Here is a 23,254-nt window from a genome sequence, read left to right on the forward strand (position 1 = left end):
AAAATGATAAATTTGTAATTCGTCATGAAAAGGAATGGAACCATTAACATTGGAACAGTAGCCAAACGCACAATTGCATTGGAAGCAGCGGCTATTAATGATTTGCAACAGTTTATAGATGCAGATTTTGAGAAAGTGGTAGAACTGGTCGCCCAATGCAAAGGAAGACTGGTGGTGACAGGCATCGGTAAAAGCGCCATTATTGCGCAGAAAATTGTGGCCACCTTAAACTCAACAGGCACCCCGGCGCTGTTTATGCACGCAGCAGACGCCATCCATGGGGACCTGGGCATGATAACGCCGGACGATATCGTGATGTGTATCTCCAAAAGCGGTACGTCTGCCGAAATCAAGGTGCTGGTGCCGCTGGTGAAGAATTTTGGCAACACTTTAGTGGCCATGGTGGGGAATATGAGCTCATTCCTGGCGCAGGAAGCAGACTATGTGCTGAATACCACAGTAAGCATAGAAGCCTGCCCCAATAACCTCGCACCCACTACCAGCACGACTGCCCAACTGGCGATGGGCGATGCCCTGGCGGTATGCCTCATCGAATGGCACGGATTTACGGCGTCTGATTTTGCCAAGTTCCACCCCGGTGGCGCGTTAGGCAAAAAATTATATCTCAAAGTAGCAGACCTCTGCAAATTACACCAGGCCCCTAGTGTATTGTTAACCAGCACATTAAGGGAAGTAATTGTGGAAATATCCTCCAAAATGCTGGGGGTGACCGCTGTACTGGATGAAAACGGCGCGTTACAGGGCATCATCACCGATGGAGACCTGCGGCGCATGCTGGAAAAGAATGTCGCTACCGCCGGCGTGACCGCCAAAGACATCATGTCGGTCCACCCGAAAAATATCCAGCAAAACGAACTGGCGATCAACGCATTGGAAATGATGCGCCAGCACGACATCACACAACTGCTGGCTATGGACGGAGAACGCTACTGCGGAGTGATCCACTTACATGATTTAATCAGAGAAGGAATTATATAATGACACAACTGAACAGCCATTTTTATGTGGCCATCATGGCCGGAGGCATTGGCAGCCGCTTTTGGCCTCATAGCCGGACAGACAATCCCAAACAGTTCCTGGACATCCTGAACACGGGGAAAACATTGCTCCAATGGACATATGAGCGGTTCGCCACCTTTATTCCAAAGGAAAATATTTTCGTGGTCACGCATCAGCAGTATACCGGTAAAGTGGCAGAACAGCTGCCCGAAGTAAGCGCCGCGAATATTGTCAGCGAACCTTCCCGTAAAAATACGGCCCCCTGTGTCGCCTATATCTCCCATAAAATACACAAACAAGACCCGCTGGCCAATATCATCTGCGCCCCGGCTGACCACCTGATCATGGACGGACCGGCATTTACCTCCGCCTGCCTCAATGCACTCCTGTTTGTGCAGAAACACAGCGCCCTGGTGACCCTCGGTATCAAACCCACCCGCCCTGACACCGGGTACGGCTATATCCAGTATGAACCTCAACAGGTGGCAGACAACGTCTATAAAGTCAAAACATTCACCGAAAAGCCCAACCTCGAACTGGCTAAAACATTCCTGCAAAGCGGCGACTTCCTCTGGAACGCCGGCATTTTCGTCTGGAATGTGAAAACCATCGTTGCCGCTTTCCGCGATTACCTGCCGGAAATAAACGAACTGTTTGAACAAAGTGCTGCAGCACTGAACACGCCGGAAGAGAAAGAGTCTATCGAAAGAGTCTATCCCCAGTGTACCAATATCTCCATCGACTACGGTATCATGGAAAAGGCGGACAATGTGTATGTCATCCCTTCCAACTTCGGCTGGAGCGACCTGGGAACCTGGGCCTCCGCTTATGAAAACCTGGAAAAAGACTATCTCGGCAACGCAGTACAAGGCAAAAACGTAGTAGTGATAGACGCTACCAAATGCATGGTGAAAGTGCCAAACGAAAAACTGGTACTGCTGCAGGGCCTCGATGAATTTATCGTGATAGACACCCAGGATGTCCTTATGATCTGCAAAAAAGATAATGAACAACAGATCAAGGAATACGTGGCGGAAATCAAGCGCAACAAAGGCGAGAAATATTTGTAATCAATATCATCACGAATTACGGATCACGAATTACAATTACAGGGGTAAACTCCGTAATTTGTAAGACGTAATCCGTAATTTTTTATGTCCAAATTACCGCACACAGGAACCACCATTTTTTCCGTAATGTCTGCCCTGGCAACGGAACATAAAGCGATCAACCTCTCACAGGGCTTTCCAGACTACGATTGCAGCGATGAACTGAAAGAAATGGTCAACCAGGCCATGCAGCAGGGACATAACCAATATGCGCCCATGCCCGGCCTGATGCAGCTTCGCACCGCCATCGCCGCCAAAATAAAAGGGCTTTACCAACGGTCCGTCAACCCGGATACGGAGATCACCATTACCCCGGGCGGCACCTACGCCATCTATACGGCGATCGCTACGTATATCCATCCCGGTGATGAAGTGATCATCTTTGAACCGGCATACGACAGCTACATCCCCAATGTGCTGGTCAACGGCGGTAAGCCGGTATTGATATCGCTTTCTTTCCCGGATTACCGGATCGACTGGCAGGAAGTGCGCCGGAACATAACACCCCGAACCCGCATGATCATGGTCAACACCCCCCATAACCCTACCGGTAGTATCCTCCGTGAAGAAGATATGGCCGAACTGGAAAAGTTGGTAGCGGAACATAACTTGCTGGTACTATCCGATGAAGTGTACGAACACCTGGTATTCGACGGCGCCCGCCATCTTAGCGTATTACGCTACCCGGCCATTTACAGGAACAGTTTTGTGGTGTTTTCTTTCGGGAAAGTATTTCATAACACCGGCTGGAAAATGGGCTATTGTGTGGCTCCGGAACACCTGATGAAGGAATACCGCAAAGTACATCAGTACCTTTGTTTTTCTGTGAATACGCCGATGCAGTATGGCCTGGCGGAATTCCTGGAAACACCTGCGCACTACCTGGAACTGCCGGCATTTTATCAGCAGAAGAGAGACTATTTTCTGGAGTTGATGAATGGATCGCGGTTTACACCGCTGGCCAGTGAGGGAAGTTATTTTCAGTTGATGCGGTACGACGGGATCTCGGGGGAAGGGGACAAAGAATTTGCCATCCGGCTGACGAAAGAATTTGGGGTGGCGGCTATTCCTGTTTCGGCCTTCTACCATGATGGGAAAGATGATCATGTGGTCCGTTTCTGCTTTGCCAAAAAAGAAACAACGCTGGAACAGGCGGCAGCACGCCTGAAAAACATTTAGTCATTTGGATATTTAGATATTTAGATATTGTGTTAAGGAATGTAGATTTCTTAATAGCCCGCTAAATATCAAAATGGACAAATAGACAAATAACAAAATATAATGGGGCTTCGATAACCGCCAGACTGGTACCCCTATAAAAACCGGCCTGGCTTGGTTATCTCCGCCCCATTAATATCACAAGCAAACATACGTCTCCTCCTGAGGAGACTTTTTATTAAACGGCCATGGCTGGAGCCGCTTTTTTGTCGTTATTCAGGATCAGCGTATGCTCCATAAAGTCGACGATGCCGGTTTCCACGTTGTACATAGCGCCGATAATGCCTACATCCCCTTTCAGGATCATGTCGCGCAGGATATGGCTTTGTTCCATGATCGCCTGCACAGAGCGCTCGATGTGAATATTGGTCACCGCCTGTACAAACTCCGGATTTTTGGAAGTCCGGTTATCGGTAACGGTTTTTTCTGCAAACACAGACGGCGTGATTTTATTGAGCAAGCCGGTGAGGTTGCCCATTTCCACAGCGTCGCAGGCGCCGCAGATAGCGCCGCATTTGGTATGCCCCAGCACTACGATAAATTTGGAGCCGGCAGCTTTACAGGCGTACTCCAGGCTTCCGAGCACGTTGTCGGAGATAACGGCGCCCGCCAGGCGGATGCTGAAGATGTCACCCAGTCCCTGGTCAAAGATCAGTTCAGCGGAAGTACGGGAGTCCATACAGCTCACGATAGCTGCCATCGGCCACTGACCGTCACGGGTATCGTTCACCATCTGCAGCAGGTTACGGTTGATGCGGAGATTATCCACGAAACGGAGATTGCCTGATTTCAATAATTCCAAAGCTTGTCCTGGTGTAATTTCACTCTGAGATACTTTATTCAATGTTTTCATGATTGTTCGTTTTGTTGGGTGAATGAAGGAGGAAGAGAGCATGGTTTCCGGTTTCTCTTGCCTCTTGTTTACGCTTTAAGCCATATTAGTTCAACTGTAATTCTTTCAGTAACTCCTTGTGATTACCGGCTGCAATAGTGTGTACATGTCCGTTGGCTTTACGGGCATGCTCTTCTACCAAACTCCCGGGAGTGTTAGGGATTTTGTATACGTCCTTAAACCCCGTGAGGATGACAGTAATATTTTTCTGTGGCGCCTTGATGTCTTTAAATTCCCGGATGGTCTGGAGTATATCGAAGTCGATATACGCTGTTTTCTGGGCGTCTATCACTACTGTGGTATCAGCAGGCAGATGGTCCAGTGTGAGCAGGATGCTGGCTTTGTTGAGGAAAGACACTTCCTGCGCCAGTTCCAGGCGGATGCTGTCGCCGGTCTGGTATTTCTCTTTACGGAAATAATAAGAGCTTTTCATATTACCCCGGAGGATAGCCAGTACGCTCACGGCCATACCGATACCAATACCGATCAGCAGGTCGGTGAATACGATGGCGACAACGGTGGCCACGAATGGTACCCACTGGTATTTACCATTCTTGAACATCTCTTTGAAGACCTTCAGCTTACACAGCTTATAACCGGTCACCAGCAGTACTGCCGCCAGGGTGGCCAGCGGGATCATGTTGAGGACCATGGGGATCAGGGCCGCACAGATCAGCAGCAGGGAGCCGTGTATCATGGTAGACATTTTCGTACGGCCGCCGGCGTTAATGTTGGCGCTGGAGCGCACAATAACGGAAGTAATGGGCAGGCCGCCGATAAGGCCGCTCACGATGTTACCGATGCCTTGTGCTTTGAGCTCCCGGTTAGGAGAGGTGTGACGTTTCAGGGGGTCCAGCTTATCGGTAGCTTCCACGTTGAGCAGCGTCTCTACAGAAGCCACAATTGCGATGGTAAGGGCAGTGATCCACACTTCCTTGTCGGTGATGGCGCTGAAGCGAGGGAAGGTGAACTGTCCGAGGAAGTCGTTGAACGACTGCGGCACGGGCAGGTTTACCAGGTGGTTCGTCCCCAGGGCCAGCACTTCGCTGCCGGCAAAGGCACGGTTCAGCAGAATACCGGCTATAACGGCAACGAGGGGTGCTGGTACCAGGTTTACTTTTGGAATCTTGCTCCAGTACAGAATGATAAGAATGGATATGAGGGTGATGACCGTCGCACCGATGCTGATGTGGTTAAGGGTAGACAACAGCGCGCTGAAAGTATTTTCCCCGTCAGCCTGGAAGAAAGCGATGCTGCCTTCACTTTCGGCATCATAACCGAAGGCGTGGGGAATCTGTTTCAGGATGATAATAATACCAATCGCTGCCAGCATGCCGGTGATCACATTAGAGGGGAAATAGTTGGCCACTGTTCCCGCTTTAATGAGACCAAGGATCAGCTGCAGACCGCCGCCGATCACGACTGCCAGCAGGAAGATGTCGAATGCGCCCAGTTTGGTGATGGCTGTCAGCACAATGGCAGTAAGACCTGCCGCCGGGCCGCTCACGCTCAGCTGGGAGCCGCTGAAAAATCCAATGACCAATCCGCCGATAATACCGGCAATCATACCGGAGAAGAGCGGAGCGCCGGAGGCTAGGGCAATGCCCAGACACAACGGCACAGCAATGAGGAAAACAACGAGACCTGCAGAAAAGTCCCCCTTAATATTGGAGAATAACGAAGTTTGCTTGTTCATAAAAAATGCTTTTTCCGTTTAAGGATCGCAATACCGGACAGCAGCCTGCGCCACCACCGCGGAAATAATTACAGATGACACTCCCTTTGGGGTTTCATCGCAGGTATCACGTTATTCGATACACGACACACGATGTCCCTGGAAGGCCTGAGAATAAAGACTTGTAATAAATAGAAAGATCAAGCTGACTGTGTTCACAGTAGCAAAAGGGTGTTTACGCCATCAATGCGTTAGGAGGGGGAGCATGGATTTCCTGGGCTGGGTTGCTGGGTATATCCTCCATTAAAAGAGGGTGCAAAACGCCGATCAGTAATATTGGGTTGAACTGCAGTGCGTCAAATTGCTTGCAGAATTTTAATTCCTTGGCAATTTTTACATGGTCTCCTGCTGCGTCAACAGGATGCTCTTCTACAATCTGATTATTAAACAGCAGCTTTCCTACCTCCTTGATAGGGAGGAATTGGGAGATCATAAGACCCAAAAGGAATATGCCGATAATTTTCTTCATGCGTATTAACTGCTGATACAAAAGTAAATGAGCAAAACCATATATACTAAGTTACGGTAATTAAAAAAATGTTAAAGCAATTTAGTGATGACTGGTGGCGGAAAAAAGTACCGTGAACCGAAAATTCCATTTATCCTTTATAATTACCGTTCATCACATTGTTTTGTTCGCCGGCTTTTATCTTTTTTTGGGAAGACGCCCTACAGTATTGCGTTTGCCCTATTTTCTCAGTAATGTTCAAAACAAGTTATTTTGCTTTCTATGGTATTGTGTATTGCATAGTAGTAAATAATTCCTATTTTTGTATCGTAAAGTTGAAGGAAGGTGTACAAGCCATCAACTGAGACCAATCAAAAACCACCATTTATACAAATTAAAGCTCACTTGCCATGAACATTGATAACACACAGTCACAGATGCGGAAGGGGGTGCTCGAATTTTGCATCCTGTCCGTGATCAAGCAAGGAGAAGCTTACCCGTCAGACATCATAGAAAAGATGAAAGAGGCAAAGCTGGACATCCTGGAGGGTACCTTATATCCCTTACTGACACGGCTGAAAAACGCAGAGCTGCTCACCTACAGGTGGGTGGAAAGCAGCTCAGGTCCCCCACGAAAATATTTTTCCATGACCGACAAAGGGGAAACCTTTTACCGCGAACTGGAAAGCACCTGGAACGAACTGGCCAACGCGGTCCATCAGTTAACACAACAAAACAGCGCACCGCTGTAGCTTATATACCTAAACCTAAAATCTAAAAGAACCAACAAATGAAAAAGATTATCAACATAAACCTGTCGAGTCGGCTGATTCCCATCGAGGATAGCGCCTACGAGCTGTTGCGCCAGTACCTGGACAGCCTCAAGAGCTACTTCTCCAAAGAAGAGGGTGGCGACGAAATTGTGGCCGACATTGAAAGCCGCATTGCAGAGCTGTTCCAGGATAAGCTGAAAAAAGGCGCTCACTGTATTACCGACGAAGACGTGGCTGCTGTAAAGGTATCCATGGGCACACCGGAACAGTTTGACGACGCTGCGGCCGGCGGCGGTGCGCAATCCCAGACAACCAACGATGACGCCTTTTTTATGCCGCGTCCCCGCAAGCGGTTTTACCGTGACCCCGACAACAAGGTGCTGAGCGGTGTCTGCGGCGGCCTGGGGGCTTATTTCAACGTAGACCCTGTGATCTTCCGTGTCATCTTCGTACTGCTGGCCATCGGCGGCTTCGGTACCGGCGTACTGGTATATTTCATTCTCTGGGTAGCCACTCCCTCTGCTGATACAGCGGCAGAGAAACTGGAAATGCGCGGCGAAAAGGTGGACCTGAATAATATTAAAACCACTATTCAGGAAGAACTGAACAATATGAAGGACCAGATGAAAAATGTCGGAAAAAACGTAGGAAAAGATTTCCAAAATTTTTCGCAGGGCCGCGGAAAGCAGGTGGGTAATGATCTGGAACGCTTTTTTGTAAACCTCGTCAACGGGTTGGGAAAAGTACTGGTGTTCGTCACCAAAGGATTCTTTTACTTCCTGGCAGTAGTGATACTGATCTGCCTGATCGTTACAGGGATAGCGATCGCCATTTCTTCTGCGGCCCTCTTTCCCCTGAAAAACTTCCTGCTCACCCCCCACACTGTACAGAGCTTCCTCTTCTGGCCTGCGCTGGTGCTGCTGATCGGTATCCCCGTGGTAGCGCTGCTGATCTTCATCGTCCGTAAGCTGACCGGCATGAAACAAGGCAACCGCTATGCCGGTTACTCCCTGAGCTTCCTCTGGCTGCTGGGCCTTGTGTTCGCCGGCATCGTAGGCGCCTCCCTGGCAAAAGACTTCAGAAGACGCAGTAACCTGTCCGCAGAAAAAGTGGCCATTCAACAGCCTTCACAAAATAAACTGACGCTGCGCGTAGCACCCGGGATCTTCAATAACGGCGACTTCAGCTGGTTCGACGACAACCTGGTGGTAGCAGACGATACCACAATGATCAACATCGTGAAACTGAGGGTGGAGAAAAGTGCCAACGACAGCTTCGGCGTGGAACTGTTCCGCTACTCACAGGGCCGCACCCTGTCACAGGCCAACAAGCTGGCCAGCGACATCCACTTCAGCCTCAGACAGGAAGACTCCGTGCTGTACATCCCGCAAGGGTTCTCCCTGCCGCCTCACTCCACGTTCCGCGGCCAGCGCCTGGTAATGGTAGTGAAAGTGCCGGTAGGCAAAAACCTCGAAGTAGATGACGATATCTACCGCCATTTCTCCTTCGATAAGTACGGCCGCCGGTACAACGACGATGACTGGTATATCGATGCGGACAATGACGGATACAGGAATCACACCCGTCTGAAAATGACGCCCGATGGTGTTACCGAAGAATCCAATACGACGAAAGCGCAACGGGATTCCACGGAAGCTACTTATCACTACAAGGGTAACGACACTACACACAGATAGTTATATATTTTCCGCCATTTTAATGGAAGCGGGGCAGGCCTTTCCGGGCTGCCCCGCTTCTTTTTTCCCGATCCGATCATTACCCGGGAAGATTAATGATTAACTTTGTGTATTCGGCACATAACATTAAAAAAGAGGATAAGATAAGGAATGCAGGCACCAATAAACATCGCGCTGGTAGGAAATCCTAATAGTGGAAAAAGCTCCCTTTTTAACGCACTCACCGGGTTAAATCAGAAAGTCAGCAACTTTCCCGGGGTGACAGTAGATAAGAAAACCGGAACGGCCAACATTGTTCCTGGACTTTCGGCCAACATTATCGACCTTCCGGGGACGTACAGCCTGTACCCCAAAAGTGCGGACGAATATGTGACTTACGATGTGCTGATCAATCCGGCAAACGAAGACACCCCCGATATGGTGGTCATCGTAGCCGACGCCTCCAACCTGAAACGGAACCTCCTCTTCTGCTCCCAGATCATTGACCTCAAGTTCCCGGTGATCATCGCCCTTACTATGATGGACATCGCCCGCAAAAAAGGGGTGGAAATAGACATCGACGGGCTGGAAAGAGAGCTGGGCGTGCCGGTGGTAGCCATCAATCCCCGCAAAAATAAAGGGGTGGCTGAACTGAAAAAGACCATCGAACTCACTGCCCGCGGCAACTATAACGCCGCTCCCCGCGATTTTATCTCCAATGCCGCGTTAGCCGAAAACGTGATAGCAGACGTGAAAAAAGTAGTGCCCTCCTGTAGCGATTACGGGGCCCTGCATGTTGCCGTAAACACAGATGAGCTGACTTTCCTTAATGCCGGCCAGAAACAGGCCATCCGGCAATCACTGCAAAACAATCAGTTCAATAAAACAAAAGTACAGGCGGAAGAGATCATGCAGCGATACAACCGTATCAAGCATATCATGAAAAGTTCCGTTGTGGAAGCCGACCCTTTACAGAAGCAGCTGCGCTCCGAAAAAATTGACGACCTGCTGCTGCACCGTTTCTGGGGGTATGTCATCCTGCTGGTAGTGATGTTCCTGCTGTTCCAGAGCATCTTCTGGCTGGCTTCCTACCCGATGGACGCCATAGAGGCCGGTTTCGGCGAATTGAGCGGCTGGCTGACCAAAGTACTGCCCGACAATAAGATCACAGATGTCTTTGTCAACGGTATCCTGGCCGGTATCAGCGGGTTTGCCGTATTTGTGCCACAGATCATGATCCTGTTTGGCCTGATCACTGTACTGGAAGACACCGGCTACATGGCGCGTATCAGCTTCCTCACCGACCGCCTTATGCGGCAGGTGGGCCTCAACGGTAAATCCGTGATGCCGCTGATCAGTGGTGTCGCCTGCGCGGTCCCCGCCATTATGGCCACCCGGACCATCGAAAACAAAAAAGAAAGACTTATCACCATACTGGTCACGCCGCTCATGAGTTGCTCCGCGCGGTTGCCTATTTATACCATGATGATCGCGCTGGTGATCCCCGACAAAAGAATATTCGGCTTCCTGGGCCTGCAAGGCCTTGTGATGATGGGCCTCTACCTGCTCGGTTTCTTTATGGCCATCCTGATTGCAGCCGTGATGAAGCTGTTTGTGAAGATCCAGGAGAAAAGCTATTTCATTATGGAACTGCCGGTATACCGCGCTCCCCGCTGGAAAAACGTCGGCACCACCATGGTGGAAAAAGCGAAAATCTTTATCACCGACGCCGGTAAGGTAATCGTGGTCATATCCGTTATCCTCTGGTTCCTGGCCTCCTACGGGCCGTCTTCCCGGATGGAGCCGCTGCATGCCAAATACGAAAAAATGATCGCGGCGGCGCCGGCAGACTCTCCCGAAGCTGAAGAGCTGGACCGCGAGTTCCGCTCCGAAAAACTGTCGCATTCCTATGCCGGCATCCTTGGCCATGCTATTGAACCGGCTATCCGCCCGCTGGGGTTTGACTGGAAAATAGGCATTGCGCTGATTACATCTTTCGCCGCCCGTGAAGTATTTGTAGGTACCATGGCCACCCTCTACAGTGTAGGTGAAAATCCCGATGATAACAACGCCACCCTCCGCGAAAAAATGGCGTCCGCCACATGGCCGGACGGCAGACCGGTATACACCCTTGCCTCAGGACTTTCCCTGATGCTGTTTTATGCATTTGCGATGCAGTGCATGAGTACTATGGCCATCGTAAAAAGGGAAACAAAATCATGGAAAATACCCTTCATACAACTGGGGTACATGACTGCCCTGGCCTATGTCTGCAGTCTGATCATCTTTAACATCTTCAGATAATATCTTGTACATTGCAGTAATGCTCACGAAATTGCATTGCTATGAAAGTGCTTTGTTACACCTTATGCCTGCTTTTTGCAGGGCCGCTGATGGCGCAGTCGGTTGATTCCGCTCAGCTAATGAAAGATGTGCGGACCCTTTCCGCCGATAAGTTTGAAGGTCGTAAAACCGGCAGCCGCGGTAGCCGCCTGGCCCAGTTTTATATCATCGACCGTTTTAAACAGATCGGTATCACCCCTTATCATGATACGTACGAATACCCGTTTTATTTCCAGGAAGGAAATAAAAAAATAATGGGGACTAACCTCTACGGCTATATTCCCGGTAAAAGCAACGAGGTGATCGTCATCTCCGCGCACTACGACCACCTGGGAACAGGCCGGCCCAATGCAGCAAAGGACAGTATCTACAACGGCGCAGATGATAATGCTTCCGGAGTGGGCACCCTGCTGGCAATGGCCGCCTATTTTAAAAAGAACCCTCCCAAATACACGCTGCTGTTTGTTGCTTTTGACGGGGAAGAAGAGGGACTGCAGGGCTCCCGCGCTTTTGTACAGCAACCACCGGTATCCCTGAGTTCCATCCGGCTCAATATCAATATGGACATGGTATCGCGCAATGATAAAGGGGAACTGTACGTGGCCGGCACTACGCCTTATCCGCAGCTGAAAAAATATACCGATGCCGCTGCGGCGAAGAGCAGCATCAAACTGCTGGCAGGCCACGACGTTTCCGGTACCGGCTCCGACAACTGGACCAACCAGAGCGACCAGGGGCCGTTCCATGCAAAGAAGATCCCCTTCCTGTATTTTGGTGTGGAAGATCATCCCGACTACCATCAGTTGGGAGATGAGTATGACCACATCCACCACCGCTTTTATTATCAGGCAGTGAAAACCATCGTGGAGGTGGCTAAAGAGGTAAATGAAGCAGGAATTTAGGGATTTTCTGATTTACGATTTTTTGATTTCAGGAATAAATGAGAAGACCAAAGCGAGTAATAATCGCTTTGGTCTTCTCATTTTTATCATTTTATAAAATCAAAAAATCCTAAATCAGAAAATCCTAAATCAGAAAATCTTTACATGTATTTATCTCATGGTCTGTATCATGCCCTGGAAGCGGTTGCTCTGGCGCAGCGTTCCGATCCTGCCGGTGCTAAGCTCCGTGGTGGCTATTCTGCCCAGCGCGGAAGCCGGGATGCCCATGTCCGTCAGCGCGGAGCGCAGCAGCGGGTCGGCGAGGCTGCCCCAGTTGTGGGTGTAGTCGTCTGTTACGGTAAGGGTAGGGGCGATACCACTGAAATAATCTCCTTCTCCGGCAGAATTGAATGTCTGGAAAGAAACCGCATACATATCATACTGGCCAAAAGGGATGTTGATGAAACCTACTGGTTTGCCATAAGTGGTGCTGCCGATCAGATGTGGTTTCATGGAAGGTTTCAGTACGTTGTACAGCAGCTCGCTGGCAGATACGGTGCCATGGGTAACGAGGAAACTGAGATGGGTCAGCGCCAGGCTACCCTGTTTCCGGAATTTGGCGGTCTTGTAAATGGTGGCTTCGTTCCGGAAAATTTCTGTCCAGTACATATCAGGGTTGTAAGGAACCGCTTTCATATTCCGGAAAATGTAGCTGTAGTTGTTATTATTGACGTTGCTGTTGAACTGCTGCGTGTACATCACGGTATTGCTGGCGCTGGCCGGTGCGAGATTATTGGCCAGGTATTCCGCTGTTTCGAGGAGGCCGCCGCCGTTGTAGCGCAGGTCCATGATCACCCGGGTAACGCCGCCCTGCGACCATACATTGAACAGCGAATCAAAGGTGGGCTTTACATCCATAAGGGCGACGAAGCTGTTGAAAACAACGTAACCCACTTTGGTGCCGTTAAAATTGTAAGTGTTGGCGTAGAGAACAGGATTCAGTTTATAAATGGCGGGTGACAGTGTGATGGTCTGTGAATTATTATCCGGTTTGCGGAATATCCAGGTGGCGCTTTTGCCGGCAAAGGCGGCGTTGAGCAGGTTGTCGGTCGCCTGTCCTACCTGGAAGCTGGTGGTGCCGTTGACACTGGTGAGCTGCCATCCGCGTTTGATGCCGGCTTTGTCTGCCGGGGAGCCGGCGTAAACGTATACCACATAGAGCGTGTTGTCTGTCTGATAGCCTACTTCAAAGCCCATATCGCCCACAATACCGTCCTGGATGGCGCGGGAAGTGCTGCCGTCGTCGAGGAAGCTGTATTTATCGAGCGGCTGGCCACTCGTATTGTTCTTTTTGATGCTGATGAGTGAGCGGAACATGCTCACCGGCGAAGCATAACTTTCCGGTTTAAAGGTGGCAGAATCGGGGATCACATCTGTCCAGAGATAAATGTCTTTAAATACGGAGAAGATACTATCGTTGATATTGCCCTGTTGCCGTTGGGGGCCTGCCGCGTCCTTTTTTTTACAGGCAGAGAACAGGACGGTAAACAGGAGGCCGGCGATCAGCCAGTTGCGTCGATTTGGTTGCATAGCAGCAAATTTAGGATAACCCGAATGATTAAACGAACAATAGCACAACACTATTGTGGACCAAAGTTACCAAAGAGATCATATCCAAGTTCTTCCGGCATCACCCCTTTGTTTTTAAGGCCCAGGTTGACTTTATCCCGCCACCGGACCTGCGCGGCCATGTTGTTGCCGTGATGGGTGTCGCGGTCGAAGGCGTACTGCATGCGGTTCATTTCCTGAAAAGACTGGAGATACTGATATTGTATAACACTGTCGTAGTCGTCGCGGTTCAATGCTGTTTGCCGCAGCTTTTGTTTGAAGCGTTCCACTACCAGCCGGGTGATGTCGAAATGCAGTTGTTCGTGCATCAGCGCGTAGTTATCGCGCGCATCGTTCCTCACCCAGGAGGCGCTTTTAATAAAGAACACCTGCATGATAAGCTTGATTTTCAGCGTATCATGAGAAAGCGTGCTGGCCCCTTCGTAGGAGAAGCTGGTGTAGGATACGGCGGCGCTGGGTCCGGCAGGAGAGGGCACGCCCTTGAAGTCGTCCCAGCGGAGTCTGCGGGTATTGGAGTAAAAAAGGGTGTCTGAATCGGGGTCGTCCTCGTTTTCCCGGTCCTCGAATTCCAGCTGGATATGGATGATTTTATGCGGAGGAGCAGGCGGCATGTGCGTTTTCGTCTGCCCGAAAGGCAAAAGAAACATACAAAATATATGTAATAAGGGTGGCATACCTGTGGACAACAGCAATAAAATTAGGAAAATGCGGGACTGCCTGTTCCCGGGGGCGAAAATTTGTAAATTCTATAACATTTGGGGCAGGGTTTTAACAATCATTTTCTGCCGGAAACGGGCTTTTTTCCGTAATTTACTTCCAACCAAAACAATCGCACTATGTACGGCGGCGGATATATTTTCGACGAACCAAACGGTAAACAGCTGCGGGAAGAACAACAGCATGATGATCCCGGAAAGCTGTCGGCCTTTGAAGAAAGAATCGCCAGAGGGGAAAAAATTGAGCCGGGCGACTGGATGCCGGCGGAATATCGCAGACAACTCATCCGTTTAATTGAACAGCACGCGCATTCGGAAATCATTGGCGCATTGCCGGAAGGAACGTGGATCACCCGCGCTCCGGGATTTAAGCGTAAACTGGCCCTGATTGCCAAGGTGCAGGATGAGATCGGTCACGGCCAGCTGCTGTACAATGCGGCAGAAACCCTGGGCAAGTCCAGGGAAGCCATGATCAACGATCTGCTCAGCGGCAAATCCAAATATTCCAACGTATTTAACTATCCCGCCAAAACATGGGCGGATGTGACGGTGATCGGTTTCCTGATCGATGCGGCCGCTATCGTGAACCAGGTGGCCAATGCCAAAGGCTCCTACGGCCCTTATTGCCGGGCGCTGGAGCGCATCTGTTACGAAGAGAGCTTCCACCTGAAACAGGGGCACGATGCTTTTATCGAACTGGCCACCGGTACACCGGAGCAAAAAGCCATGCTGCAGGATGCGCTGAACCGCTGGTGGCAGCCGATCATGCATTTCTTCGGTCCTCCCGACAAAACCTCCCAGCATAGCGAAAAGCTGATGCAATGGAAAGTGAAGATGGCGAGCAACGACGAAATGCGGAACCAGTTCCTCGACAGCTATGTGCCCAAGATCTGGGAATTGGGACTGACCCTGCCGGACCCGCTGCTCCGCAAAAATGCGGATACCGGCCGCTGGGAATATACCGACCCCAACTGGGACGAGTTTTTCCGGGTGATCAATGGCGGCGGTCCCTGCAATGCAGAGCGGCTGCAGGTACGCAAGTGGGCAGAAGAAGAAGGACGCTGGGTACGCAAGGCTTTAATGAACCCGGCAGAGCGACGCTCCCTGCCGGTGGCATAAATCGTATATACCTGCGCGTTATAGCCTGCGATCCCGGTCGACAGGCAGATTTTCGTTTTAAAAAGCAATCAACAAATTCATGTCTAACGAGTCTTTAGATCCGCGTGTTAACAGGCTGAAACTGGGTGATGCCAGCGCGGTCATCAAAGTAGAAGAAGGGGAGAACTGGAATGTGTACGAGGTGTTTCATCAGGAGAAAAGGGGCGCCCATCACGAGCATGTGGGCTGTGTGCATGCACCGGACCCGCAGCTGGCGCTGGTTTTTGCCAAAGAACAATTTGCCCGCCGTAAAAAATGTGTGAACCTGTGGGTAGTCAGAAGTGCCGACATTCTTGCTTTTGATGTGGAAGATGAAGATATGTTCGCCAACAATCTGGAAAAGAACTACCGCGATGCCAGTGGTTTCAAGGTAATGGAGAAGATCAACAAATTCAAACAATCGAAATGAGCAGCAACGCAGCATTAACAGACCTTATTATAAAGATGGCCGATGATGAACTGGTCCTGGGCCATCGCAATTCCGAATGGACAGGCCTCGGGCCTGTGATGGAAGAAGATATTGCCTTTTCCTCCATGGCGCAGGACAAGATCGGCCACGCCTGGGCGCTGTACCGCATCCTGCATGAAAACCTGGGTGGGGAAGACCCGGACCGTTTTGCGTTCATGCGCCCGGAGAGCGCTTTTAAATGCGCCCATCTCGTGGAGATGCCCAACGGCGGTTATGACTTTAGCCTGATACGGCATTTCCTGTTCGACCATGCCGAAACGGTGCGTTATGAAAGTCTGCAGGACAGCAGCTTCGAACCGTTTCAGCTGCTCAGTAAAAAAGTAAAAGGGGAGTTGAAGTACCATACGCTGCATGCCAATGCGTTTATCATACAGCTCAGCAAAGCCAGTGAAGAAGGATATGCCCGGATGCAGACGGCGCTGAACGACACCATCGCGCTGGCCGCCGGTATCTTTGAACCTTCTGCCGCTCACGAAGAGGAGTTGATCGCAGAGAAGGTATATCCCGGGGAAAAAGCGCTGTACCACCGTTGGCTGGACCGTATCTATCCCGTGCTGGTGAAAGCGTCCCTTAACCTCCCTGATATGGAAACCATCACGCCGGTATATGGCGGCAGGCAGGGGTTTCATACCACACACCTGGCGCCGCTGCTGAAAGAGATGGGAGAAGTATTTAACCTGGATACGGAGGCCAGCTGGTAATATGATGTCAGCCACTATTTCACAGGAAGAAGTATATCATGCGCTGGAACAGGTGATGGACCCTGAAATACCGGTGCTCAGCGTGATCGATCTCGGGATGATCACCGGAGTGGACATCACGGAAGGGCAACCGGTATTGATCCGCATGATACCCACTTTCGCCGCTTGTCCGGCCGTCAGCTATATTAAGGATAATATCAGAACGGTGGTGGAAAAAGCGCTTGGGATAGCCGTGACCGTAGAAATCGACAAACACGTGCACTGGGAGAGCAACCGGATGACGGCTGCCGCCAAAGAGAAACTGAAGAATTTCGGGATAGCGCCGCCGCCGGTACTGGAAGGGGATGTGCGTCCGGAGATCATGCTGAACACGCCTTGTCCGCATTGTGGCAGCGAACACACCTATCTCCGTTCGCCGTTCGGGTCTACGTTGTGCCGCGCTATTCATTACTGCAAGTCATGTGGCCAGGTGTTTGAGCAATTCAAGCCGCTGGAATAAGCGTTGTTTCTATGTTTCCACCATGGCTATCGCAGGAAATACCTACTTTTACAATTACGAATTACGAATTACAAATTACGAATTGAGGGCGTTCTTATAGCAAGATTACTTGAGAAAGTTTTCCATAAGGGGGCTCTCAATTCGTAATTTGTAATTCGTAATTCGTAATTGTAAAAAGATGAAACATGAGAATAGGTTTGTATTTCGGGTCTTTTAATCCTATACACACAGGGCATTTGATCATTGCCAATTATGTAGCATACAATACTGACCTGGACAAAGTATGGTTTGTGGTTTCCCCGCAGAACCCACTGAAGACTTCCTCTACTTTGCTGAATGAGCATGATCGTTTTCATCTGGTGGAACTGGCCATCAAAGATGAGCCGCGCCTGCGCGCCAGCAATATCGAGTTTTCCCTGCCGCGGCCTTCCTTTACGGTAGACACCCTGGCCTTCATGGGGGAGAAGTTCCCCACACAGGAATTTGCGATCATTATGGGGAGCGACAGTTTTCAGAACCTGCCGCGCTGGAAGAATTATATGCACATCGTACAGCACTATCCGATATATGTATACCGCCGTCCGGGGCATGATATCACCGATACCTACGGCGCCCGGGTGGAAATACTGAACGCGCCCATGCTCGACATTTCCGCGACAGACATCCGGAAATGGATCAAAGAGGGCAAGTCCGTCCGGTATATGGTACCGGACGGGGTGATCAATTATATTCAGGAGAACAACTACTTCCGCTAGTCAGCAGCTGGTTGGTTTCCCTGCGCAGCCGCTTCCTGCTCGTGCCGTCGCCGGCGGTCCCTTCTTTTCACCAGGTATTCGTTGGAGTAGATTTCCAGCAGCAGGATGAACATGGAAATGAGCAGGGGGCCGAATATCAGACCAATAAAACCAAAGAGGTTAACGCCGATGATGACGCCGAAGATGGTAATCAGTGGATGAACGTCCGCTATTTTTTTTGCCAGCAGAAAACGGGAGATATTATCGGAGGTGCCCACCACCCCAAAACCGTAGACCAGTACCGCAATGCCCTGCCAGGTGTTGCCTGCAGCCAGCAGATATACGCCCATAGGCACATATACCGCCGCAGCGCCGATCACCGGCAGCATGGCCGTGAAGCAGGTGACCACAAACCAGAAAAACGGTTGCGGAACACCGAAAATAAGATACCCTATCAATGATACAACCCCCTGGATAAAAGCAATCAGCGGTATGCCCAGCGCATTGGCAAATACCAGTGTGTTGAATTCTCTGCCCAGTCTTTCCACGTTTTCGTCCCTCAGTGGGATATACTCGTAGAGATTTTCCTCCATCTTCCGGCCGTTGACCAGCATAAAATACAGGATGAAATACATGATGGCGATGGCAGTCAGCGTATTGAACGTGGCGCCGAGGAAGCCGGGGAGGAAGGCCGTGAGCCCGTCCTGCAACTTCTGCAGCTGCTGGGTGGATAGTAAGTCTATCCCCATTTGCTGGTGCAGCCTTTCATTGAATTCCCGGGCCTTGTTGATAATTTCCCCGGAATGGCTGGCGGCGTAGGCCACGCGGGAAGACAGCATGTTTACCAGCGCGCCGATAGGTAACAGAATGACAAGAAAGGAAGCCGTCATCAGGAGGGCGGCAGCGGGGCTCTTCTTCCATTTGCGGACTTCCACCAGCCGGAACATCCATTTGCGGCAGGCCACATACATCGTAACGGCCCCCAGGAAGCCGGGGAAGAACACATATAATTCCTTAAACAGCAGGATAGCCAGGAAAAGGATCAATAAAAGAAAGCCAATTTGTTTGAGGCGGTCGTTGTCCAGGTAGCTCATAGTACAATAATATCGGATAATTTATCCGTACAGGCAAAAAATGAACCAGCGCTTCCGGCCATGATAGCTAAACAAAAAACCGCAAAGCTTGTTCTTAATGCGGAATTTTAGTGGAAAGTTTTATACATTATTCATTTATGGAATGGTGTTTGTGAACCTTTAGGTACCAAAAAATGAAAACTTATTCTCTCACCTTAAAAACCTATTTTATGAGTACAAGTTCCAAAGCTGTTGTTTCTTTTATTGTTGGTGCGGCCGTAGGCGTAGCAGTAGGGTATTTCCTGAACTCCGACAAAAAAGATGAACTGGTGGAAAAACTGAAAGACCAGACAGACAGACTGAAAGACAAATGGAGAAAAAGAAAGGACCAGTTCCAGGATGAATTGGAAAATGAGTTGGTATAACCCCTAAGCTGTTTAAAAAACATTGCATGGAAGAAAATTTCGGCAACTATTTTAACCAAACGGGCAAGGTAGCCAGAGAGTATCTGGAAACCAGGCTGGACCTGCTGAAGCTCCAGGCAGCGGGAAAGCTGTCGAAGGCGTTGGGACTGTTCTTTTCCCTGACGATGGCTTTCCTGCTGTTCTTTTTCGTGATCGTTTTCCTCGGAATGGTAGTAGGATTCTGGATCGGCGAAATGACCGGCAGCTTCACGATTGGTTTTGCGTGCGCAGCAGGCTTGTTTGTGTTGTTATTCGTGGTGATCCTGCTGTTTCGCCGGCAGTTGATACAGCGGCCCCTCACCAGGTTGTTGCTGACTGAATTGGTAGAGGAGATCTCAGAAGCGGACGAACAGTCCGGTCATATTCATAACCAGCCCGGACACAACCCGTCCGGCCGTGATCAGGATACATATAGACATGTGCCCAATGAAGAGGCTACAGAAAACACTTCAAAAGGATAACATGAAAAATGTTTACACATGCGTAAGGTAAAAGTAACCAATCAGGAGACCCTTGACCTGGAAATTGCCCGTTTGAAAATGCGCTCCCGGCAACTGGAAAATGATCTGGGCAGGCGGGTAGATTACTTCAAAGACAACTATAAGAAGATGGCGCTGAATGCCGTTATACCCGGCAGCGCCAGGCATAGCGGCGTACTGAATATTGCTGCCAACGTGGCCAAGATGGCCTGGGGCAGCGGTAAATTCAAGAATTTCGCCACCGGCGCCCTCATGACGGCACTGGAGTTTATAGGCGTGCAGCTGGGCATCAATATTTTCAATAAGGTGACTAACCGCCGTAAGAAGAAAAAAGCAGCGCAGGCCAGCGCTGAGGAAGAATAGTTACCCCCAGACTTTCGTACCCTCACTGCAATTGGCGCAGATATCGATGTTTTTCCGGGTTTCCAGGATCTGGCTACGGAAACGGATATACTCTTTGTTGTGCCACAGCGCCTTGAATGATTCCTTTTTGAGATTACCCAGCCGGTGCTGTGCATCTTTATCGAAGCAGCAAGGCACTACGAGGCCGTCCCAGGTAACAACCGGGGAATGCCACAGGCGCCAGCAATGGTTGCCCAGTTTGTTTTTGATGGCGTAAGTACCGTCTTCGTTACGGTGGTAACGGGAGTATTTGTCAATAGTGGGGATGAGGCGGTTGCCTTCTTCGTAGTCGTATACCTGAGCCGTCTTGAACCGCACCTGGTCCACCCCGATTTCTTCCGCCAGTCTTTTAATGTCTTCAATCTGGTGCTCATTGGGCTTTACCACGAGGAACTGGAAAAACACAAAAGGTTTGGTGGACTTCAGCTCTTTTTTCCACTTCACGATATTTTTGGCCCCTTCTATCACTTTGTCCAGCTTACCACCCACACGATATTGCGTATATACGTCCTGGGTAGTGCCGTCAATGGAGATGATCAGCCTGTCCAGCCCACTTTCCACGGTTTTTTTGGCATTGGCGTCTGTCAGGTAATGCGCATTGGTGGAGGTGGCGGTATAAATGCCTTTGGACGAAGCATATTTCACCATGTCCAGGAAGCCGGGATTGAGGTAGGGTTCCCCCTGGAAATAGAAGATAAGGTATAATAGCTCTTTCGAGATTTCGTCGATGGTTTTCCGGAAAAAATCCTGTTCCAGCATTCCCGTAGGGCGGGTAAAAGCCCGCAGGCCGCTCGGGCATTCCGGGCAGCGCAGGTTACAGGAGGTGGTAGGCTCAAAAGACATGGAAATGGGGTACCCCCATTGCACCGGCTTATTGGTCCACTTGCTGAAGAAGTAGCTGCCAAGCACTTTTCCGGCGTTCCACGCACGACGGAAAGTGAATTTGGAAGCGAGGTTCAGGGTATCATTCAGGTTAAAATCAGGCATATAAAATTCACTTGACCTATGTAAAAGTAGCGTCTTTAAACAAATTATAACCTATACTTGCCGTAAAAAAAGGTCTGCCGGCATTAAACAGCAGCAAATTACCCAATCCCAGCAACTAACTGAAACAAAGTGAAACGTAACTGGACGCGCATTATTTTATTGACGGTATTAACGATCCTGTTGGCCTTGGGCGCCTGGAAATGGTGGTATTCCCGGGAGGAGCGCATCTTCTTTGTGCGATATGATGAATTTGGGATCGATATACCGGTCAATTATAAAATCCACGGGATCGATGTGTCCAAATTTCAGAAGGATATTAACTGGCATGCCGTGAAACAGATGCAGGTCGATAAAATTCGTATATCCTTCGCCTTTATAAAAGCGACGGAAGGCATTACCCGCCAGGACGCCACTTTCCGGCAAAACTGGGAACGGGCCGGCCGGGCAGGGTTGGTAAGGGGCGCTTACCACTTTTTCTACAGTACCCGCGACCCCCTGAAGCAGGCCATCAATTTCCGGAATGTGGCGGACCTTCAGCCGGGCGACCTGCCGCCGGTCCTCGATATCGAAACCAGTAATAACCAGCCGGCGGCGGTGATCCGCAGCACCGCTAAAATATGGCTGGAAGAAATGGAGAAAGCCTATAAGGTGAAGCCGATCATCTATACCAATATCCATTTCTATGAAACGTATCTTGGCAGCGAGTTTGATGATTATCCCCTATGGATCGCGCATTACTACCAGAAAGAGCGGCCGGCGTCCAAAAGGGCATGGCTTTTCTGGCAGCATAGCGACATCGGCAGGGTGAACGGCATCAGAACGACAGTAGACTTTAACGTATTCAGGGGCGACAGCGCAGCACTGGCGAGGCTGTGCATCCCGGCGAACAGAAACTGATCATATGGCGGAAGAAACAGAACATCCACAGCAGGAACCCAGGAAAATAGACAAGCTGGACAGAGACCTTTTCTGGTTTCTTATCAAGATCATGCGTACCATCTTTGTCGGTTTCTTCTGGATGTTTTTTAATGTATTTCTGGGCCTGTTTCTGGGATTTGCCGTGCCGGAGGAGTCAACCCCCGGCCGGATGATATTCTTTTACTCGTGGTTTGTATTATCGCTGGCAGCCTATCTCTATATGATATGGCGCTTCTGGCGTAAAAAAATGGACAGGCCTGATTAGTTGCCACTTCGTCTGCCCAGGTCCATGGTCCAGTAGTTACCGGCCTTGCCAATACCCATTTCCTTGAAGTTGCCGTTCATGATGTTTTTGCAGTGCCCCGGACTGTTGATCCACCCGAGGATGACACTTTGTTCATCCATATAGCCCTGTGCAATATTTTCTCCGTAAGTGTTCCAGTTGTAGCCCACGGCATCGAGGCGGGAGCCCGGTGTGGAACCGCTGGGGGAGGTATGGCTGAAGAAGTTTTTGGTCTTCATTTCCACGCTGAAATCATAAGCTGCTTTTTCCAGCAGGCCGTTCCAGGTAACAGGCCCTACGGGGGGCATTGCTACGCCTCCGCAGTTACAGCCTTTGGTACGAAGGCCGTTCACCAGGTTAAGCAACGCTTCGCGGTCGATGTTGTTCCCGCTTATGCCTGTGCCTGTACCGGGGTTGGTGGTTCCGGGTTTGGTCGTGTCTGTACCCGGCGTGGTACCGCTACCCGGTTTAGAAGTGTCTCCCGAAGGTTTTCCCGGCGTCGTGGTCGCCGTGTCTTTTGGATTTACAGGGAGCAGGCCCGAATCTTTGGAACAGCTTGTAAATACTGCTACTGCTACACATACACCTAAAATCGCACAAATAAATTTCCCTGTCATAACCAGTTAAAAATTAAAAAAATGAATAAA

The 23,254-nt window shown here is 50.1% G+C and carries 25 protein-coding genes; 17 read left to right on the top strand and 8 right to left on the bottom strand.

What is annotated here, in order from left to right; genetic code table 11:
* Window positions 1–24: 24 nt before the first annotated feature.
* The 3 genes from B5D63_RS15620 (at window position 25) to B5D63_RS15630 (ending at window position 3,308) form a co-directional block, all read left to right on the top strand.
* A complete protein-coding gene (locus B5D63_RS15620) occupies window positions 25–999 on the top strand; it encodes a KpsF/GutQ family sugar-phosphate isomerase (RefSeq protein WP_078669707.1) in 975 nt (324 codons plus the stop codon).
* On the top strand, window positions 999–2,090 hold the full coding sequence (locus B5D63_RS15625) for a mannose-1-phosphate guanylyltransferase (protein ID WP_078669708.1): 1,092 nt from the start codon (window positions 999–1,001) through the stop codon (window positions 2,088–2,090). Before B5D63_RS15620 ends, B5D63_RS15625 begins: the two co-directional genes overlap by 1 nt.
* Window positions 2,091–2,174: 84 nt before the next feature.
* The gene (locus B5D63_RS15630) at window positions 2,175–3,308 is read left to right on the top strand and encodes a methionine aminotransferase (RefSeq protein ID WP_078669709.1); all 1,134 of its coding nucleotides are present in this window, start codon (window positions 2,175–2,177) and stop codon (window positions 3,306–3,308) included.
* Between the two features lie 217 nt (window positions 3,309–3,525).
* Here B5D63_RS15630 and B5D63_RS15635 read toward each other — a convergent pair whose 3' ends face one another.
* The 3 genes from B5D63_RS15635 to B5D63_RS15645 all read right to left on the bottom strand — a co-directional run bounded on the left by B5D63_RS15635 (window position 3,526) and on the right by B5D63_RS15645 (window position 6,443).
* A complete protein-coding gene (locus tag B5D63_RS15635; RefSeq protein ID WP_078669710.1) occupies window positions 3,526–4,200 on the bottom strand; it encodes a carbonic anhydrase family protein in 675 nt (224 codons plus the stop codon).
* 85 nt (window positions 4,201–4,285) lie between these two features.
* Window positions 4,286–5,935: a SulP family inorganic anion transporter gene (locus tag B5D63_RS15640; protein ID WP_078669711.1), complete on the bottom strand. Its 1,650-nt coding sequence runs from the start codon at window positions 5,933–5,935 to the stop codon at window positions 4,286–4,288.
* 214 nt (window positions 5,936–6,149) lie between these two features.
* On the bottom strand, window positions 6,150–6,443 hold the full coding sequence (locus B5D63_RS15645; protein ID WP_078669712.1) for a hypothetical protein: 294 nt from the start codon (window positions 6,441–6,443) through the stop codon (window positions 6,150–6,152).
* Between the two features lie 389 nt (window positions 6,444–6,832).
* Here B5D63_RS15645 and B5D63_RS15650 point away from each other — a divergent pair, with 389 nt between their 5' ends.
* The 4 genes from B5D63_RS15650 to B5D63_RS15665 all read left to right on the top strand — a co-directional run bounded on the left by B5D63_RS15650 (window position 6,833) and on the right by B5D63_RS15665 (window position 12,116).
* A complete protein-coding gene (locus B5D63_RS15650) occupies window positions 6,833–7,174 on the top strand; it encodes a PadR family transcriptional regulator (protein WP_078669713.1) in 342 nt (113 codons plus the stop codon).
* Between the two features lie 38 nt (window positions 7,175–7,212).
* Window positions 7,213–8,892: a PspC domain-containing protein gene (locus B5D63_RS15655; RefSeq protein ID WP_078669714.1), complete on the top strand. Its 1,680-nt coding sequence runs from the start codon at window positions 7,213–7,215 to the stop codon at window positions 8,890–8,892.
* A gap of 150 nt (window positions 8,893–9,042) precedes the next feature.
* Complete coding sequence (gene feoB / locus B5D63_RS15660; protein WP_078669715.1) at window positions 9,043–11,175, top strand: ferrous iron transport protein B; 2,133 nt, start codon at window positions 9,043–9,045, stop codon at window positions 11,173–11,175.
* A gap of 41 nt (window positions 11,176–11,216) precedes the next feature.
* A complete protein-coding gene (locus tag B5D63_RS15665) occupies window positions 11,217–12,116 on the top strand; it encodes a M28 family peptidase (RefSeq protein WP_078669716.1) in 900 nt (299 codons plus the stop codon).
* A gap of 150 nt (window positions 12,117–12,266) precedes the next feature.
* Here B5D63_RS15665 and B5D63_RS15670 read toward each other — a convergent pair whose 3' ends face one another.
* Window positions 12,267–13,685 (bottom strand): S41 family peptidase, encoded by a 1,419-nt coding sequence (locus B5D63_RS15670; protein WP_078669717.1) that lies wholly within the window; start codon window positions 13,683–13,685, stop codon window positions 12,267–12,269.
* 50 nt (window positions 13,686–13,735) lie between these two features.
* Window positions 13,736–14,371, bottom strand: a complete 636-nt coding sequence (locus B5D63_RS15675) for a DUF922 domain-containing protein (protein WP_143312932.1) — start codon at window positions 14,369–14,371, stop codon at window positions 13,736–13,738.
* Window positions 14,372–14,560: 189 nt separating this feature from the next.
* Here B5D63_RS15675 and paaA point away from each other — a divergent pair, with 189 nt between their 5' ends.
* The 5 genes from paaA to nadD all read left to right on the top strand — a co-directional run bounded on the left by paaA (window position 14,561) and on the right by nadD (window position 18,022).
* Complete coding sequence (paaA, locus tag B5D63_RS15680) at window positions 14,561–15,559, top strand: 1,2-phenylacetyl-CoA epoxidase subunit PaaA (RefSeq protein WP_078669719.1); 999 nt, start codon at window positions 14,561–14,563, stop codon at window positions 15,557–15,559.
* Window positions 15,560–15,638: 79 nt separating this feature from the next.
* Window positions 15,639–16,007: a 1,2-phenylacetyl-CoA epoxidase subunit B gene (locus tag B5D63_RS15685; protein ID WP_078669720.1), complete on the top strand. Its 369-nt coding sequence runs from the start codon at window positions 15,639–15,641 to the stop codon at window positions 16,005–16,007.
* A complete protein-coding gene (gene paaC, locus B5D63_RS15690) occupies window positions 16,004–16,768 on the top strand; it encodes a 1,2-phenylacetyl-CoA epoxidase subunit PaaC (protein ID WP_078669721.1) in 765 nt (254 codons plus the stop codon). The genes B5D63_RS15685 and paaC overlap by 4 nt, the downstream gene beginning before the upstream one ends.
* Window position 16,769: 1 nt before the next feature.
* A complete protein-coding gene (paaD, locus tag B5D63_RS15695) occupies window positions 16,770–17,267 on the top strand; it encodes a 1,2-phenylacetyl-CoA epoxidase subunit PaaD (protein ID WP_078669722.1) in 498 nt (165 codons plus the stop codon).
* A 185-nt stretch (window positions 17,268–17,452) separates the two neighbouring features.
* On the top strand, window positions 17,453–18,022 hold the full coding sequence (nadD, locus tag B5D63_RS15700) for a nicotinate (nicotinamide) nucleotide adenylyltransferase (RefSeq protein WP_078669723.1): 570 nt from the start codon (window positions 17,453–17,455) through the stop codon (window positions 18,020–18,022).
* On the opposite strand, the gene B5D63_RS15705 is transcribed toward nadD, so the two are convergent.
* Window positions 18,019–19,095, bottom strand: coding sequence for an AI-2E family transporter (locus B5D63_RS15705; RefSeq protein WP_078669724.1), 1,077 nt, complete (start codon window positions 19,093–19,095; stop codon window positions 18,019–18,021). The genes nadD and B5D63_RS15705 overlap by 4 nt on opposite strands.
* Window positions 19,096–19,304: 209 nt before the next feature.
* On the opposite strand from B5D63_RS15705, the gene B5D63_RS15710 reads away from it, so the two are divergent.
* Genes B5D63_RS15710 through B5D63_RS15720 form a run of 3 tightly spaced genes read left to right on the top strand, consistent with a single transcriptional unit; the run spans window position 19,305 to window position 20,380 of the window.
* A complete protein-coding gene (locus B5D63_RS15710; protein ID WP_159456039.1) occupies window positions 19,305–19,499 on the top strand; it encodes a YtxH domain-containing protein in 195 nt (64 codons plus the stop codon).
* A 26-nt stretch (window positions 19,500–19,525) separates the two neighbouring features.
* Complete coding sequence (locus tag B5D63_RS15715) at window positions 19,526–19,999, top strand: hypothetical protein (protein WP_078669726.1); 474 nt, start codon at window positions 19,526–19,528, stop codon at window positions 19,997–19,999.
* An 18-nt stretch (window positions 20,000–20,017) separates the two neighbouring features.
* On the top strand, window positions 20,018–20,380 hold the full coding sequence (locus B5D63_RS15720) for a hypothetical protein (RefSeq protein ID WP_078669727.1): 363 nt from the start codon (window positions 20,018–20,020) through the stop codon (window positions 20,378–20,380).
* Here B5D63_RS15720 and B5D63_RS15725 read toward each other — a convergent pair whose 3' ends face one another.
* A complete protein-coding gene (locus tag B5D63_RS15725; RefSeq protein WP_078669728.1) occupies window positions 20,381–21,406 on the bottom strand; it encodes an SPASM domain-containing protein in 1,026 nt (341 codons plus the stop codon).
* 129 nt (window positions 21,407–21,535) lie between these two features.
* Between B5D63_RS15725 and B5D63_RS15730 the strand changes: the two genes are divergently transcribed.
* Together B5D63_RS15730 and B5D63_RS15735 are read left to right on the top strand one after the other, a co-directional pair.
* A complete protein-coding gene (locus B5D63_RS15730) occupies window positions 21,536–22,303 on the top strand; it encodes a glycoside hydrolase family 25 protein (protein ID WP_078669729.1) in 768 nt (255 codons plus the stop codon).
* A gap of 4 nt (window positions 22,304–22,307) precedes the next feature.
* Complete coding sequence (locus B5D63_RS15735) at window positions 22,308–22,589, top strand: hypothetical protein (RefSeq protein ID WP_078669730.1); 282 nt, start codon at window positions 22,308–22,310, stop codon at window positions 22,587–22,589.
* On the opposite strand, the gene B5D63_RS35295 is transcribed toward B5D63_RS15735, so the two are convergent.
* Window positions 22,586–23,224, bottom strand: coding sequence for a CAP domain-containing protein (locus tag B5D63_RS35295; protein ID WP_200817009.1), 639 nt, complete (start codon window positions 23,222–23,224; stop codon window positions 22,586–22,588). The two genes, B5D63_RS15735 and B5D63_RS35295, sit on opposite strands and share 4 nt — an antisense overlap.
* Between the last annotated feature and the right edge of the window lie 30 nt (window positions 23,225–23,254).

Source organism: Chitinophaga eiseniae, assembly GCF_900167135.1.
GTDB lineage: Bacteria > Bacteroidota > Bacteroidia > Chitinophagales > Chitinophagaceae > Chitinophaga > Chitinophaga eiseniae.

Excerpts from the sequence above, each read along its gene's own strand:
- B5D63_RS15705 (WP_078669724.1), bottom strand. The coding sequence starts at position 19,095 with ATGAGCTACCTGGACAACGACCGCCTCAAACAAATTGGCTTTCTTTTA.
- B5D63_RS15685 (WP_078669720.1), top strand. The coding sequence starts at position 15,639 with ATGTCTAACGAGTCTTTAGATCCGCGTGTTAACAGGCTGAAACTGGGT.
- B5D63_RS15710 (WP_159456039.1), top strand. The coding sequence starts at position 19,305 with ATGAGTACAAGTTCCAAAGCTGTTGTTTCTTTTATTGTTGGTGCGGCC.
- B5D63_RS35295 (WP_200817009.1), bottom strand. The coding sequence starts at position 23,224 with ATGACAGGGAAATTTATTTGTGCGATTTTAGGTGTATGTGTAGCAGTA.
- paaD (WP_078669722.1), top strand. The coding sequence starts at position 16,770 with ATGATGTCAGCCACTATTTCACAGGAAGAAGTATATCATGCGCTGGAA.
- B5D63_RS15645 (WP_078669712.1), bottom strand. The coding sequence starts at position 6,443 with ATGAAGAAAATTATCGGCATATTCCTTTTGGGTCTTATGATCTCCCAA.
- B5D63_RS15635 (WP_078669710.1), bottom strand. The coding sequence starts at position 4,200 with ATGAAAACATTGAATAAAGTATCTCAGAGTGAAATTACACCAGGACAA.
- B5D63_RS15665 (WP_078669716.1), top strand. The coding sequence starts at position 11,217 with ATGAAAGTGCTTTGTTACACCTTATGCCTGCTTTTTGCAGGGCCGCTG.
- B5D63_RS15625 (WP_078669708.1), top strand. The coding sequence starts at position 999 with ATGACACAACTGAACAGCCATTTTTATGTGGCCATCATGGCCGGAGGC.
- B5D63_RS15650 (WP_078669713.1), top strand. The coding sequence starts at position 6,833 with ATGAACATTGATAACACACAGTCACAGATGCGGAAGGGGGTGCTCGAA.
- B5D63_RS15675 (WP_143312932.1), bottom strand. The coding sequence starts at position 14,371 with ATGTTTCTTTTGCCTTTCGGGCAGACGAAAACGCACATGCCGCCTGCT.
- B5D63_RS15630 (WP_078669709.1), top strand. The coding sequence starts at position 2,175 with ATGTCCAAATTACCGCACACAGGAACCACCATTTTTTCCGTAATGTCT.
- paaA (WP_078669719.1), top strand. The coding sequence starts at position 14,561 with ATGTACGGCGGCGGATATATTTTCGACGAACCAAACGGTAAACAGCTG.
- B5D63_RS15620 (WP_078669707.1), top strand. The coding sequence starts at position 25 with ATGAAAAGGAATGGAACCATTAACATTGGAACAGTAGCCAAACGCACA.
- nadD (WP_078669723.1), top strand. The coding sequence starts at position 17,453 with ATGAGAATAGGTTTGTATTTCGGGTCTTTTAATCCTATACACACAGGG.
- B5D63_RS15735 (WP_078669730.1), top strand. The coding sequence starts at position 22,308 with ATGGCGGAAGAAACAGAACATCCACAGCAGGAACCCAGGAAAATAGAC.
- feoB (WP_078669715.1), top strand. The coding sequence starts at position 9,043 with ATGCAGGCACCAATAAACATCGCGCTGGTAGGAAATCCTAATAGTGGA.
- B5D63_RS15720 (WP_078669727.1), top strand. The coding sequence starts at position 20,018 with ATGCGTAAGGTAAAAGTAACCAATCAGGAGACCCTTGACCTGGAAATT.
- paaC (WP_078669721.1), top strand. The coding sequence starts at position 16,004 with ATGAGCAGCAACGCAGCATTAACAGACCTTATTATAAAGATGGCCGAT.
- B5D63_RS15640 (WP_078669711.1), bottom strand. The coding sequence starts at position 5,935 with ATGAACAAGCAAACTTCGTTATTCTCCAATATTAAGGGGGACTTTTCT.
- B5D63_RS15725 (WP_078669728.1), bottom strand. The coding sequence starts at position 21,406 with ATGCCTGATTTTAACCTGAATGATACCCTGAACCTCGCTTCCAAATTC.
- B5D63_RS15655 (WP_078669714.1), top strand. The coding sequence starts at position 7,213 with ATGAAAAAGATTATCAACATAAACCTGTCGAGTCGGCTGATTCCCATC.
- B5D63_RS15715 (WP_078669726.1), top strand. The coding sequence starts at position 19,526 with ATGGAAGAAAATTTCGGCAACTATTTTAACCAAACGGGCAAGGTAGCC.
- B5D63_RS15670 (WP_078669717.1), bottom strand. The coding sequence starts at position 13,685 with ATGCAACCAAATCGACGCAACTGGCTGATCGCCGGCCTCCTGTTTACC.